At 68.7% G+C, this 13,549-nt stretch carries 16 protein-coding genes; 11 read left to right on the plus strand and 5 right to left on the minus strand.

Going from position 1 to position 13,549, the window contains the following annotated elements:
• The first annotated feature begins 19 nt into the window (after positions 1–19).
• Positions 20–1,147 carry a M20 metallopeptidase family protein gene (locus Aco03nite_RS46945; protein ID WP_203808642.1) on the plus strand — a complete coding sequence of 376 codons (1,128 nt, stop codon included), beginning with the start codon at positions 20–22 and terminating at the stop codon, positions 1,145–1,147.
• Here Aco03nite_RS46945 and Aco03nite_RS54605 read toward each other — a convergent pair.
• Complete coding sequence (locus Aco03nite_RS54605) at positions 1,096–2,958, minus strand: DUF6596 domain-containing protein (RefSeq protein ID WP_203808644.1); 1,863 nt, start codon at positions 2,956–2,958, stop codon at positions 1,096–1,098. The two genes, Aco03nite_RS46945 and Aco03nite_RS54605, sit on opposite strands and share 52 nt — an antisense overlap.
• A complete protein-coding gene (locus tag Aco03nite_RS46955; RefSeq protein ID WP_203808646.1) occupies positions 2,955–3,278 on the minus strand; it encodes a YciI family protein in 324 nt (107 codons plus the stop codon). The genes Aco03nite_RS54605 and Aco03nite_RS46955 overlap by 4 nt, the downstream gene beginning before the upstream one ends.
• Positions 3,279–3,374: 96 nt before the next feature.
• Here Aco03nite_RS46955 and Aco03nite_RS46960 point away from each other — a divergent pair, with 96 nt between their 5' ends.
• Complete coding sequence (locus Aco03nite_RS46960; RefSeq protein WP_203808648.1) at positions 3,375–3,890, plus strand: hypothetical protein; 516 nt, start codon at positions 3,375–3,377, stop codon at positions 3,888–3,890.
• A gap of 49 nt (positions 3,891–3,939) precedes the next feature.
• Here Aco03nite_RS46960 and Aco03nite_RS46965 read toward each other — a convergent pair whose 3' ends face one another.
• Complete coding sequence (locus Aco03nite_RS46965; RefSeq protein ID WP_203808650.1) at positions 3,940–4,323, minus strand: DUF1801 domain-containing protein; 384 nt, start codon at positions 4,321–4,323, stop codon at positions 3,940–3,942.
• A 128-nt stretch (positions 4,324–4,451) separates the two neighbouring features.
• Here Aco03nite_RS46965 and Aco03nite_RS46970 point away from each other — a divergent pair, with 128 nt between their 5' ends.
• The 5 genes from Aco03nite_RS46970 to Aco03nite_RS46990 all read left to right on the plus strand — a co-directional run bounded on the left by Aco03nite_RS46970 (position 4,452) and on the right by Aco03nite_RS46990 (position 8,014).
• On the plus strand, positions 4,452–4,799 hold the full coding sequence (locus tag Aco03nite_RS46970) for a hypothetical protein (protein WP_203808653.1): 348 nt from the start codon (positions 4,452–4,454) through the stop codon (positions 4,797–4,799).
• Positions 4,800–4,827: 28 nt separating this feature from the next.
• Positions 4,828–5,145: a hypothetical protein gene (locus tag Aco03nite_RS46975; protein ID WP_203808655.1), complete on the plus strand. Its 318-nt coding sequence runs from the start codon at positions 4,828–4,830 to the stop codon at positions 5,143–5,145.
• A gap of 212 nt (positions 5,146–5,357) precedes the next feature.
• The gene (locus Aco03nite_RS46980) at positions 5,358–5,717 is read left to right on the plus strand and encodes a hypothetical protein (protein WP_203808657.1); all 360 of its coding nucleotides are present in this window, start codon (positions 5,358–5,360) and stop codon (positions 5,715–5,717) included.
• 289 nt (positions 5,718–6,006) lie between these two features.
• Entirely contained in the window at positions 6,007–7,410 is a 1,404-nt protein-coding gene (locus Aco03nite_RS46985; protein WP_239146005.1) for a hypothetical protein, read from the plus strand.
• 34 nt (positions 7,411–7,444) lie between these two features.
• Positions 7,445–8,014 (plus strand): DUF998 domain-containing protein, encoded by a 570-nt coding sequence (locus Aco03nite_RS46990; RefSeq protein WP_203808659.1) that lies wholly within the window; start codon positions 7,445–7,447, stop codon positions 8,012–8,014.
• Here Aco03nite_RS46990 and Aco03nite_RS46995 read toward each other — a convergent pair.
• Entirely contained in the window at positions 7,988–8,668 is a 681-nt protein-coding gene (locus Aco03nite_RS46995; protein ID WP_203808661.1) for a TetR/AcrR family transcriptional regulator C-terminal domain-containing protein, read from the minus strand. The genes Aco03nite_RS46990 and Aco03nite_RS46995 overlap by 27 nt on opposite strands.
• Positions 8,669–8,789: 121 nt before the next feature.
• Here Aco03nite_RS46995 and Aco03nite_RS47000 point away from each other — a divergent pair, with 121 nt between their 5' ends.
• Entirely contained in the window at positions 8,790–9,581 is a 792-nt protein-coding gene (locus Aco03nite_RS47000) for an MFS transporter (protein WP_203808663.1), read from the plus strand.
• Positions 9,582–9,589: 8 nt separating this feature from the next.
• Here the strand turns inward: Aco03nite_RS47000 and tnpA are convergent, their stop codons facing one another.
• Positions 9,590–10,006 (minus strand): IS200/IS605 family transposase, encoded by a 417-nt coding sequence (gene tnpA, locus Aco03nite_RS47005; protein ID WP_203808665.1) that lies wholly within the window; start codon positions 10,004–10,006, stop codon positions 9,590–9,592.
• Positions 10,007–10,031: 25 nt separating this feature from the next.
• Between tnpA and Aco03nite_RS47010 the strand changes: the two genes are divergently transcribed.
• Genes Aco03nite_RS47010 through Aco03nite_RS47020 form a run of 3 tightly spaced genes read left to right on the plus strand, consistent with a single transcriptional unit; the run spans position 10,032 to position 13,519 of the window.
• On the plus strand, positions 10,032–11,264 hold the full coding sequence (locus Aco03nite_RS47010; protein ID WP_203808667.1) for an RNA-guided endonuclease InsQ/TnpB family protein: 1,233 nt from the start codon (positions 10,032–10,034) through the stop codon (positions 11,262–11,264).
• A gap of 25 nt (positions 11,265–11,289) precedes the next feature.
• Positions 11,290–11,787 (plus strand): MFS transporter, encoded by a 498-nt coding sequence (locus tag Aco03nite_RS47015; RefSeq protein WP_275415988.1) that lies wholly within the window; start codon positions 11,290–11,292, stop codon positions 11,785–11,787.
• A gap of 10 nt (positions 11,788–11,797) precedes the next feature.
• The gene (locus Aco03nite_RS47020) at positions 11,798–13,519 is read left to right on the plus strand and encodes a glycoside hydrolase family 3 protein (RefSeq protein ID WP_239146006.1); all 1,722 of its coding nucleotides are present in this window, start codon (positions 11,798–11,800) and stop codon (positions 13,517–13,519) included.
• The last annotated feature ends 30 nt before the right edge of the window (positions 13,520–13,549 follow it).

Raw genomic sequence — 13,549 nt, forward strand, 5'->3', positions numbered from 1 at the left:
CCGGGCGCAAGATTCGCCGATGACGAATCTTGACGAGGAGCTCATCGCGCTGCGCCGGGCGATCCACCGCGACCCCGAACTGGCCGGGGCGGAGCGGCAGACGGCCGGGCTGGTCGCCGAGCAGATGCGCGCGGCCGGACTGGAGGTGACGACCGGTGTGGGCGGGCACGGCGTCCTGGCGGTGCTCGACGGCTCCGTGGACGGCCCGACGCTCGTGTACCGGGCCGACATGGACGCCGTCGACACCGCACACGCCGTGCACCCCTATCCGCATTCCGGCCGGATCTTCGACGACGGTTTCGCGTCACGTGCCCCGGGCGCCGCGCACCTGTGCGGCCACGACCTGCACACCGCGATCGGCGTGGGCGTGGCGCGTTTCCTGGCGCGAGGCCCGGTGCGCGGCCGGGTGGCGTTCGTGTTCCAGCCGGCCGAGGAACCGTTGCGAGGTGCGCGGGCGATGCTGGACACCGGCCTGGTGCAACGGCTCGCCCCGGCCGAGAGTTATGCCCTGCACTGCGCCCCGTTCCCGGTCGGCACCCTGGCGGTGTCCCCCGGACTCGGCCTGCCGGGAATCGACCACGCCCGCATCGAGTTTCCCGACGGCCGGACAGCCGACTTCACCACCCTCTCCACGGTGGAGTATCCAGCGGACACCGTCGACTACCAGGCCCGTTTCCGGGCCCTGCTGGAAACCGAGCCCCGGGATTCGGTCTCGGTCAGCCAGTGGACCGCCGGCTCCGTGACGAACGTGCTGTCCCGGGTCTGGCCACAAGAGCAATTTCCGGCTTTGCGTACGCGGATACAACAGCTGGCGTCCCGAGCGGGCGGGCAGGTCGAGTTCCCGGCGGACCCGTTCCCGGCCATGGTGAACACACCGGACCTGAGCACGAGGGCGGGCGAGTTCCTGAGCACCGTGCTCGGCGACGACGCCGTGCTGTGGGCGCGCGCTTCCTGGCCGTACAACTGTGAGGATTTTGCCCTGTTCCTGAAAGAGGCCCCGGGCGCGATGTTCTATCTGGGCGTGGCGAACCCGGAGACCGGGATGAACGGCTCCCCGCACACCGTGGATTTCGCCGCCGACGAGCGGGCCATCGGTCACGGCGTTCGCGCCATGTCCGCCCTGCTGACCCATCGCCTGAGCGTGTGACCGGTGGCGCGTTTGCACAGGTAGGCGGCCCGCTCGTAGGACAGGCGCCGTCGTCCGGTCTCCGGGCACAGATCGGCCGGCGCGGGTGGCCGGCCGGGCCCGGGACGCCGGTCGGACAGGAACAGCGGGCCACGCGCCCGGCCGTCGATCAGCTGTGGAAGCAGGGCGGCCGTCTCAAGACCCCAGACAATCGACGCGTCGTGGGTGCGGCGCTCAGCGAGATTCAGGTGCTCGACGTTCAGGGCGAGCACCGCCCCGACCTTCGCGGCCGAGTCCCGCAGCAGGCACCACAGCGCCCGCTCACGAAGCGCCGAGTCAGGCACCGGCGCCGCAACGGCCGGAACGACAGGAACCGCGGTCACCGGACGAGGGCGGAGTTCCGCGGCGAGTGACGGCGCACCGGCCCAGGCCGCGAACGAGCGGACCGCGGCCACGTGCCGATTCCACGTCCTCGGCGAGACACCCGGCCAGGCCACGGCGAAGATCTCCGCCAACCGAGCCGGATCAAGATCGGTCAACAGCAGACGTTCACCCGCGAGCCGGGCCACCCGGGACAGGGTCTGACCGTAGGCGCGAGCGGTCGCCGGCCCGAGCGGCGCCAGGAACGACTCCACCGCCGCACCCAACAACCGCCCCCGCTCCTCGGGCACGTCCACACCCGCCGCCCGGCGCAGCAGGAACTCCCGTTCGGCGGCGTTACCGGCCAGCGACGCGGCCCGCTCGAACTCCCGCCTGGCCTCCGGCAGACGACCGAGACGAACGAGCAGATCTGCGCGTACGCCGGGCAACAGGTGATACGACGCCATCTGCGGATCGGCGCGCAACTCGTCGAGCAGGTCGAGCCCGGCCTGAGGACCGTGCGCGAATGCCACCGCCACCGCCCGGTTCAGTCGCACGACCGGGGTCGGCAGCAGTCGCTCCAGGGCCTGGTAGAGCGTGCCCACCCGTACCCAATCGGTCTGCTCCGCGGTGTGGCAGACCGCGATCGCCGCCTGCAGGACGTAGGGGCCGGCCGGACCACCCACCTCCCTGGCGCGCAGCATCGCGGCGAAGCCGCGGCGGATCAGCAGCTGATCCCAGCGGCCCCGGTTCTGTTCGTGCAGCGGGACCGGCTCGCCGGCCGGGCCGGTCCGCGCCGCCGAACGGGACTGCTGGATCTCCATCAGCGCGACGAGTCCGTGCACCTCGGCCTGGCCGGGGGCGAGAACGGCGAGCATCCGGCCGAGCCGCAGCGCCTCCAGGCAGAGGTCGGCGCGGATCAGGCCGGTCCCGGACGTCGCCGCATACCCTTCGTTGAAGATCAGATAGACGACTTCGAGTACGGACGACAGCTGCGCGGACGGCGCATAGCCGACCCCGGACTCGGCCAGTGTGCGTTTGGCGGCGGCAATCCGCTGGGCGATCACCCGTTCACCGACCAGGTGCGCGCGGGCGATCTCGGCGTGGCTCAGACCGGCGACGACACGCAGGGTGAGCGCCACCCGGGCCTCGGCCGGAAGCACCGGATGGCAGGAAATGAACATCAGCCGGAGCACGTCGTCCTCGGCCGGTTCCGGAAGCGGCGCCGGATCGGGTGCGTGGCGTTCACGTCTGATGTGGTCCACGGCCCGGCGCCGGGCGACCGTGGTCAGCCAGGCGCCGGGATTGTCCGGGATCCCGCTCGCCGGCCACTGCTCCAGGGCCGCGACCAGGGCGTCCTGCGCCAGCTCCTCGGCCAGGCCGACGTCGTGCACCAGCCGCAGGAGCCCGCCGACGATCCTCGCGGACTCCTGCTTCCAGACGGCGCCGACCGTGGCCGGGAGATCGGTCACGGACCGTAGACCTGATGGATCAGGCTCTCCCCGTCACCGACGATCCGGCGGAACCGGCGACCGAGTTCGATCGCCTCCTCCCGGGACCGGACCTCGATCAGGGCGAACCCGCCGATCGCCTCCTTGGCCTCGGTGAACGGCCCGTCGGTCACGGTGATCTCGTCACCGGCCGAGGTCATCTTGAAACCGTCCGGGTCCAGGCCACCGGTGGCCAGCAGCACCCCGGAGGCGGTCAGCTCCTCGACGAACGCGGCCATGTCGGCGTACAGCTTGGCGTCCGGTTCCGCGCCGCCGGCCTTCTGCATCATCAGGTAACGCATCGTGTCTCTCCCTCTGGTCGACCTTCAATGCACCGACGTCGTACGAGCTGATGTGACAAGTAATATCATGGGACAGCCTCCACACCGGGAGAATCCATGGCCATCGCCTGGCGCGACTCCCCTGAAGCACTTGTCGAAATCCTGCGCCGGCGCGGTCTGGATCCGGACAGGGTCGACAACGTGGAAGCGGCGTGGGCAGCGTTCGGGGAGTTCCTCCGCGAGCCGATCGACGGATTGGAACCAGACCCCGACAGCGATGCGGACGGCTTCATCGTTCAGTGGGGCCGCTACGGGTGGCACGACAGGCTGCCCAGTCTCAGTTTCACCAGGCAGTACGCCGTGAACATGCGGGCGACGTGGACCGAGCCGGACTGGTACCAACCCGAACACTGGCACGTGAACTTGACTCTGGTGTTCCCCGATGCGCCCGCACTCGCCGATCTGGGCCAACTCAACGTGCAGGACACCGGATTCGACTTCAGCCCGCCCGGCGCCGAGCGAGACCACGCGATACGCGAGGCGGAGTGGGAGATGAACCACTACCCGACCCTGCGGGCACTGTGGAAGAGCGTGCCGTCGAGCAGCGCGGTGACGCTGGACCAAGCCGGCTGACCCCGTGCGCCGCCCGATGCACCGGATCGACTTCGGCCCTCATCGACGGTCAGCTCCGCACCCAGCGGGCGACCAGCTCCCCGACCTGCGCTTCGCGGGTGGTGACGCTGGCCAGATCGGGAAAGTCGATCACGGCTCGGTCGGGAGCCGGCCACGTCATCATCCCGCTGGGGTCCTCGAACGCAAACGTGGCGGCATCGGAACGCACCTTCGCACCGCGATGGAAGACAAGCTGGAGCCGCTCCCGCGGCTGGAGACGAAACGTGACCCGGTCCTCGCCGTCGTAGCAGAAGCTGGGGGCGTTCCACTTGATGTGCTCGGTGATCGCCGGGTCCGCAGCCAGGATCGTCGTCCTGAGAACAAGAACGCCTGCCTTGAGCGGGTGCTGCAGCCGCGTCAGATACTGGTCGACACTTTCGGCCGAGGTCCCCATGTGACACTCCTCAATCCGGCAATGCCCAGCGGCTTGGCGCCGCCGATTTTACGGCAGCCGACCCACTTCCAGGGGCGCTGACGGGACAGGTCGTCCCGAACCTGCGTGCGAGCCTTATGGTTGCGGCCATGGGGTATGAAATGCCGGCCACCGTCGCCATCGAGTGGGACTTCGGATACGACTCGCTCCTGCTGGATCGCTCGCCCGGCGTCATCGGCGTCGACGAGCTGAATCCCTCTGATCTCGGCCTCTCCCCCGGCCTGACCCGCCGTCTCGAGGCCCTGCTGGACCGTCATGAACGGGTGTACGGGTACTGGGTTCAGCAGTCGATGGCCGGAGCCGAGGAGGATACGGACCAGGAGCGCAGAGACATGGCCGACCTACGAGCGGAGACACTCGACGTCGCCTATGCAGTCCAGAACGAGCTCGGTAACTCCGTCGACGTGCTGGTGGACAAGCGCCCGCTACGAAATTGAAGTCGGAACGAGCCAGGATGATGACGAAGTGGGATCGGACTGGACCTGGGAACTTCGACTTCCCCTCGCGGCGGAACCTGCGCTTCGTGAACTTTACGATCTGGCCGCTGAGCGAGATCTACATCCACAGCGTCCGGACGGCCTGATCAACATCTTCGACGACTCGGCCGGAGGCCTCCGAACGGTCCAAAATCTGGATGTCGCGCTACCCGAAGGCACCGCCCGGACAAGCCCGCTTCCGAACGGCGCTCTACAGGTCAACCTCCTGGAAGACCCGGCCGCCGTCGATCCACTCCGTTACGAGGACATCCACAACCAGTGGTACCCGGCCCCCAAGCCAACCTGACTACGCAGTACGCGGCAGATCCGTGCCCTGGACAACTGTGCGGCAGCGTGTTCTGGACTTGTCGCGAGGTGATCGTTCTGTTGGTGGTCAACCGGTCTGCCAGGCTCGGGCGGACGACCCTGACGACCGGGTTGCCGTGGTGCTCGGAACAGCGGCGTTGCTTCTTCCTGCATCGACGGTTACCGCCGGCTCCGTCCGGGAACCGTAAGAAGATGAGCACCTATCCCGATCCGGCCTGGCACGGCGACGTCTACCCCTCTGAAGAGGAGATCGATCCGGCCGGCACCGACGGCCCCGTCGCGGCCTACGCCAGCCGACCCGGCCCGCCACCGTCCACCACGCCGGAATTGCCGCCCCTCTCCGGACCGGCAGGCCAGGCCGCCACCACCGCGAAATCGATTGTCAGTCGGCACCCGGACGGATCGATCGAGGTTGTCACCGACCTCGACGGTGACGGCATCGCCGACGTGGTGCAGCTCGACCTCGACGGTGACGGGGTGCCCGAACTCACCTACCTCGACACCGACCGCGACGGCCGGCTCGATACCGTTCTGCGCACCCCGAACCACTGACAGCACAGTGCTGCGCCGACCATTTCCGGACCGCACACGCTGCCGCAGCTCATCGCGCCCGGACCGGTGACGGCCCCTACTGCTGCAGCGACATCAGTGGCGGCTGAGTGCTGATGTCGTCAACATCGAGGTGCTCCTACACGGATCCCGCCACGAAACCGACGGGCAACGCGCCACCAGCACACGAGTGCGCTCCGCGTTTTCTCTGCGGCAGTTGAGTGAGCGTGTTGTTGCGGTTCGCTGAGGGCGGAGCCGCGGTGGAGTTGGCCGCCTGAATCATGATGAGTAGGTGATTCTGCGTCGTTCAGTAGGCTCCCGCGTGCTCCCGGCGGTTGTCGCGGCATCGATGACGGGTTTTGCCGGTTTTCTGGTGAGCCGGCAGTTCCAGGCCGATGGTTCGGTGTCCGGGTGGCTCCTTGTCGGCGCGATGTCGCTGTTCGCCCTGCTCATGGCGGCCAGCATGCTCTGGTACGCGTTGCAGCGATTTCAGGTCGGCGTCGACCGGGACGGCTGGACGGTGCGAATCGGCAGCTACCGGCATGACCTGCGATGGGCTGAGATCTTGGCGGTGGTCATCGAGAACCGGGTGATCGAGGGGCGAGATCACCGGATGGTTCCCGCGCTTTACCTCGTGCCGGAATCGAGCGTCAGCGTCGGCGTTCCCAACGACTTGCGCGCCACCGTGGACGGCCGCCCGGCGGTGCGGTTGTTCGACCTGGACGAACCGAGGATCGAGGAAGAGCAGTTTCTCCGCGAGATCGCGAGTTTGGCCGGCGACCGTCTAGAGGTACGGGTCCACAGACTCAGCCGGTTGCTGGGCGGCGAGGACGTCCCGGAACAGTTGAACGGCGGGGAAGCTCTCCCGGCCTTCCCGCCTGGCGCGGAGGGCGTGCGGACGCAGCGCTGGCTGAACCGGCGGCGTTTCCTACTGTTCGTCGGCTGGTACCTGCTCGTCGTCGTCCCCACGCTGCTGCTCACCGGATTTGCGGCCCGGTTGCACGAGTTGTTCGGCGCTGCGGTCGCGGTACTGGGTCTGCTGGTGGTCGTCGCTGCGTACGCCCAGTTCGTCTCGCTGTTCAGCCATGCCACTGACCTTGTTGACGCGGAGGTGGCGATCTCCGGCACGGGCCTGGTGAGAGTGATCGGTGACCGGACCTTCCGCGACGACATGCACGCCGGCAAAGCTGTCGTATTGCCGCCAGGGGCGAAACGGAACTACGGCAAAGCGTGGCTGCTCGGGTTCCCGCACGCGGTGGTGCTGCTCGGCGATCCGCGGACCGGACGGCTTCGTAGCCCTCATGACCTGCGCGCCTTGTCCACCGTGATGCGCGATTCACCACATGACGCCGACCGTGCCGCCGCGCGGGATCTCGACAGTCTCACCGTGCAGTCGCAGGTCGGCGACCCGTCGGAGCCGGGTGGCGCCGAGAACGCCCACCTGTGGATTTCGATGACCAAGGCCGGCCGCATCCTGGCCTGGGCCGTCGTCGTGGGCTCCGTCCTGCTGGCTGGCGGCTGGATGTTGGAGACGACCCGCTATCTGGGCGGCGCGGTGATTCTCATCAGCGTGGCTCTGGCCACCGTCTGGGCGGCATACGCGCTGTACCGGATAGTCTCGTTGTTCAGCGCGGCGTGGCAAGCGGCCCGGAAAGGCGGCGATCACTCCGGAGGCGAGAATCCACGTCATCGGTGATTACCTGCCACATCGGTGGAACCGACGACCGGGCATGAAGACCAACCACATCGCACTCGCCGTCGCCGGGCCGCTCTGGGCGGCGGTGTCTCTGGCCCAAGTCGCCACGCGGGACGGGTTCGACCTGCTGCGGCATCCGCTCAGTCTGCTCAGTACCGGTTCGCTGGGGTGGCTGCAGATCGTCAACTTCGTGGTCGCCGGGCTGCTGCTGGTGGTGGGCGCGGGCAGCCTGGGCGGCACGTGGGCGCCCCGCCTGACCCGGATCGCCGGGGTTGGGATGATCGGTGCGGGGGTGCTGGTGATGGATCCGGGCAACGGCTTTCCGGTGGATCACCCGGAGGTGCCGACGACGATGTCCTGGCACGGGCTCGGGCACATGGCGGCCGGTTCGGTCACCTTCACCGCGCTGATTGCGGTCTGCTGGGTGCTGGCCCGGCGTGCGGCGACCCGGATCTGGACGGCGGCTGGCGTGGTCGCCGGAACCGCGCTGCTGGTCGGCTGGGGGTGGGCGATGGCCGGTGGCACGGCTGGCACGCTGACCCTGGCGGTCGGGGCGATCGCCGCGATGCTCCACCTGTCACTGGCCGCCGGGCGGGCGCGCTGACTCCAGGCGCAGGTCCAGGCCGCTGATGACGATGTCCAGGTCGAAGTCGAGTTGGGAGCGGTGGCCGGACAGCGGCAGGTGGGCGAACTCCCGCATGTGCGGCATCCGGTCGCCGGGTGCGCTGTCCAGCAGGTCGCGGATGCCGCTGACCTGGGGATGGGTGCCGCCGTGCCGGGTGGCGAGGATGGCGTCCCGGGCGGAGATGTAGACGAACTGGGTGATCAGGGTGACCGTGCGGGCGGCGTCCTCGCCGGAGAAGCCCGCGCCGGTGAGGATGGCGAGCATCTGTTCGCCGGATTCGAGTGGGCCCAGTCCGGCGGCGAGGGGCATCCGGGTGTACTCGAAGAGGGCGCCCATGCCGACCATGCCGTCGTGCATGGCCACCGCGAAAGCGCGCAGGGCCTGGCGCCAGTCGTCGCCGGGCTGCGGGACGGGCATGTCCGGTTGTGATCGGAGCACGTCGAGGGCGACCAGTTCGAGCAGGCCGTCCCGGTCGCTGACGTGGTAGTTCAGGGCTTTGCGGTCGACCCCGAGCTCCTCGGCGACGGCCTGCATGGTCAGCGTCTCCGGGTCCATAGTGCGGGCCACGGCGACGATCCGGGCGCGGTCGATGCGGGCGGGGCGGCCTCGGCGGGGTCTGCGGGTCTCCGGCACTTCACCATCTTAATCCCGTACGGGAAATATTCTGTCATGGGTCTTGACCTGCGGAACGTCGCGACTCTAACTTTTCCCCATCGGGAAAAAGTAACCCCGGTGAAACATCACGGAGGTCGGCGTGACACTCGAAACCCGCCCCGGAACATCCGTACGCCGCCTGCTCGTCTGGATGTTCCCCGCCAACATAAGCCTGTTCCTGCTCTGGGGCGCCGTCCCCGCGATCCTGCTCCCGCTGCAGATCGAGGCCCTCGACCCGGCGAACAAGGCCACCAACCTGGCCCTGGTCTCCACCATCGGCGCCCTCGCCGCCATGCTCGCCCAGCCACTGGCCGGCACCATCTCGGACCGCACCCGCACCCGCTACGGCGCCCGCGCCCCGTGGATCGCCGGCGGCGCCCTGATCGGCGGGCTGTCCCTGCTCGGCATGGCCTCGGCCAGCACCCTGATCCAGATCGCCCTGTCCTGGACGATCGTGCAGATCGCCTTCAACTTCGTCCAGGGGCCACTGAGCGCGATCGCCCCGGACCGGGTGCCGGTCCAGCGACGTGGCGCCTTCTCGGCGGTCGTCGGTTTCGCCTCGATGGCCGGCTCGCTCGGCGGGCAGATCATCGGCACCGGTTTCGCCGAGCGGATCGGCACCGGGTACGTCACCTTCGCCGGCGTCGCGATCCTCTGCCTCGGACTGCTCCTGCTGCTCAACCCGGACCGCGACAACCGCGACGAGCCCCGCCGCCCGTTCGACCTGGCCGCGCTCGCCCGCAGCTACTACTTCAACCCGCGAAAGTACCCGGACTTCGGCTGGGCGTTCCTCGGCCGCCTGGTGCTCTACCTCGGCTACCGAGGTGCGGGCCAGTGCTCCGGCTTTCAGGCTGGGGGTGAAGGCTCGCGCTGGGAGGGCCGCCAGGCCTGAGCAGTGCCTTAACCGGGACGGTTCTGCTGCTCGATGTACTGGTGGACGACGTTCAGTGGTGCGCCGCCGGCAGAGCCCGCGAAGTACGAGCCCGACCAAAGCTTGTTGGCCCGGTAGTAGTGGCGGACCAGGTCGGGGAATTCCTGCCGCAGTCGGCGCGACGAGACGCCCTTGAGGGAGTTGACCAGCCGGGTCACGGCGATTTTGGGTGGAAAGTTGACCAGGAGGTGCACGTGGTTGTTGTCGCCGTTGAACTCGATCAGCTCGGCCTCGAAGTCGCGGCACACGTCCCGCATGATCTCTTCCATCCGGGTCAGGTGCCGGTCGGTGAATACCTTGTGCCGGAATTTCGTCACGAAAACCAAGTGGACGTGCATCGCAAAGACACAGTGTCTACCAGTGCGGATGCCTGCAAGTTCGGCCATGAACCAACACGGTACTGTGTGTCTCGTGCAGCTGCGTTACCAGTTCCGCGTCTACCCGACGCCCGGCCAGCAGATCGAGCTGGCCAGGGCGTTCGGGTGCGCGCGGGTGGTGTTCAACGACGGGCTCAGGCTGCGCCGGCAGGCCCGGGAGGCGGGCGAGCGCTACATCTCCGACGGCGAGTTGTCCCGTCGTCTGATCACCGAGGCGAAGCTGACCCCGGAACGGGAGTGGCTCGGCGAGGTGTCGGCCGTGGTGTTGCAGCAGGCCCTCGCGGACCTGAACACCGCCTACCGCAACTTCTTCAACTCGATCACGGGCAAGCGCAAGGGTCGCAAGGTGGCCCCGCCCCGGTTCCGGTCACGCAAGGACAACCGTCAGGCCATCCGGTTCACGAAGAACTCCCGGTTCAAGATCCTCGACACCGGCCGCCTGCGTTTGCCGAAGATCGGCGACCTGGCGGTGCGCTGGTCACGGACCCTGCCGTCGGAACCGTCCAGCGTGGCGATCATCCGGGATGCGGCCGGGCGCTACTTCGCCTCATTCGTCGTCCAGACCACCGACGAGGCGCTGCCACCAGCCGAGTCCGAGGTCGGTATCGACCTGGGGCTGACGCACTTCGCGGTCCTGTCCGACGGCACGAAGGTGGCCGCGCCGAAGTTCCTGCGCCGAGCTGCCCGCAAGCTCAAGCGGTTGCAGCAGGATCTGTCCCGCAAGACCAAGGGCAGCAACCGCCGCAAGAAGGCCGTCGTGAAGGTCGCGCGGGCTCATGCCCGGGTGGCCGACACCCGGCGGGACTGGCAGCACAAGCTGTCCACGGCAATCATCCGCGACAACCAAGCGGTGTACGTCGAGGACCTATGCGTCGTCGCTCTCGGCCGGACCCGGCTCGCCAAATCGGTGCACGATGCCGGGTGGGCAAGCTTCACCGCCATGCTGGAGTACAAGGCCACCCGGTACGGGCGCACCTTCGCCCGGGTGGACCGGTTCTTCCCGTCCACCCGCATGTGCTCGCAGTGTGGCCGCATCAACGAGAAGATGGCACTCAACGTCCGAGCGTGGCACTGCCCCTGCGGAGCAGTCCACGACCGGGACGTCAACGCCGCGAAGAACGTGTTGGCCGCCGGACAGGCGGACAACTCAAACGACCGTGGAGCGCAGATAAGACCAGGACTCGTCCCGGCACCGCGCAGCGAAGCGGTAACCCACCCGGACGCCGCGCGGTCCACGCGCAGCGTGGAGGGAATCTCCGTCCTTTAGGCGGAGAGGATGTCAATTCCTGATCATCAACTACCAGCTGTACATCCTGCAGGAGCACATCGGACTCGGTGCCGACGCCGTCGGGTTCATCCCGGTCGTCGGCATCCTGATGCTGGTCGCCACCCTGCTCACCACCGCGATCGGCGGGCCGCTGTCGGACCGCGCCGGGCGCCGGAAACCGTTCGTCTACGCCGCCTCGGTCATCTGCGCCGCCGGGCTGGTCGGCCCGTGGCTGCTGCCGACCACCACCGGCATGCTGATCTTCGCGGTCGTCACCGGCCTCGGCTTCGGCCTGTTCGGCTCGGTCGACCAGGCGCTGGTCACCCAGGTGCTGCCGGCGCAGGAGGACTTCGCCAAGGACCTCGGCGTCGTCAACATCGCCGCCACCCTGCCGCAGATGCTCGCCCCCGCCATCGCCGGCGCCGTCGTCGGGCTCGCCGGATACGCGGCGCTGTTCCCGGTGGCGATCGTCCTCATGCTCCTGGGCGGCCTCGCCGTCGTCCCGATCAAGTCCGTCCGCTGAAAGGACCCCCGTGCTCCCCTACCAGGACCCCGCCCTCCCGATCGACCAGCGGGTGGAGGATCTGCTGTCCCGGATGACGCTGCCGGACAAGGCCGGGCAGCTGTTCCAGCCGCTCACCCTGGTCGGTGGCTTCGACGACCCCGGCTTCATGGGCGCGCCGCCACTGGGCGAACTGCTCGACCGCCGGGTCAGCCACGTCAACATCCTCTCCGCCACGTCGGCTCGGGACATCGCCGCCTGGCACAACGCCGTCCAGGAACGCGCCCTGCGGCACCCGCTCGGCATTCCGGTCACCGTCGCCAGCGACCCCCGGCACCACTTCACCGACAACCCGGCCACCGCCATGCTGGCCGGCCCCTTCGCCCAGTTCCCCGAACCGCTCGGCCTGGCCGCGATCGGCTCGGAGGATCTGATCACCCGGTTCGGTGACCTGACCCGCCGCGAATACCTGGCGGTCGGCATCCGGGCCGCCCTGCACCCGCAGATCGACCTCACCACCGATCCGCGCTGGGCCCGGCAGAGCACCACGTTCGGTGAGGACGCCGCCCTGACCTCCCGGCTGGGCGTGGCCTACATCAAGGCGCTGCAGGGCACCGGTCTCGGCGCCGACTCGATCTCGGTGATGGCCAAGCACTTCCCCGGCGGAGGAGCACAGAAAGACGGCGAGGACCCGCATTTCCCGTACGGGAAGGAGCAGGTCTATCCGGGTGGGAAGTTCGACCTGCACCTGCAGCCGTTCCGGGACGCCATCGCCGCCGGAGTGGCCCAGCTGATGCCGTACTACGGCGTGCCGGTCGGGATGGGGTTCGAGGAGGTGGCGTTCGGTTTCAACAAGGACGTGATCACCGGGCTGCTGCGCGAGACGCTCGGCTACGACGGCATCGTCTGCACCGACTGGGGCATCCTGTCCAACACGTTCTGGGGCGTCGAGCACCTCACCTACCAGGAGCGGATGGCCAAGTCCCTGGAGGCGGGGGTGGACCAGTTCGGCGGCGAACACCGTACCGGCGATCTGGTGGAACTCGTCAAGAACGGCGTCGTGGCGGAGTCACGCCTGGACGTGTCGGTCCGCCGGCTGCTGCGCGACAAGTTCCGGCTGGGACTGTTCGATACCCCGTTCGTGGACGTCGAACGGGCGCAGGCCGTGGTCGGCAGTGCCGCGTCCCGGGAGCTGGGGCTGGCCACCCAGGCTGCCGCCTACACCCTGCTCACCAACGCCGAAGACGGCGCGGCCCGGCTTCCGCTGGCGTCCGGTCTGCGGGTCTACGCCGAAGGCCTCAGCCAGGCGGATCTCGGCGACCGGGCGACACTGGTGGGTACGGTCGACGAGGCGGACGTGGCGGTGCTGCGGCTGAGCGCGCCGTACGAGAAGCGCGGCGAGCCGATGTCGGTCGAGTCGTTCTTCCACGCCGGTTCGCTGGCGTTCCCGCCCGAGGACCTGGACCGGATCCGCGCCGTCGCCGCCGGCACGCCGACGATCGTGGACGTCTACCTGGACCGCCCGGCCATCCTCGCCGACCTGACCGGTTCCGTGCCGACGATCCTGGCCAACTTCGGTTCGAGCGCCGAGGCCCTGACCCGCATCCTGTTCGGCGAGGCCGCCCCCGAGGGCAACCTCCCGTTCGACATCCCGTCGTCGATGGCAGCGGTTCAAGCCAGCAACCCCGACGAGCCGTTCAGCACCGCGAACCCGACGTTCCGCTTCGGCCACGGCCTGCGTTACACCGCATAGCCGCCGTTCCCGGGCCGCTGCGGCGGCCCG

It is taken from the genome of Actinoplanes couchii, assembly GCF_016862075.1.
Classification (GTDB): Bacteria; Actinomycetota; Actinomycetes; order Mycobacteriales; family Micromonosporaceae; genus Actinoplanes; species Actinoplanes couchii.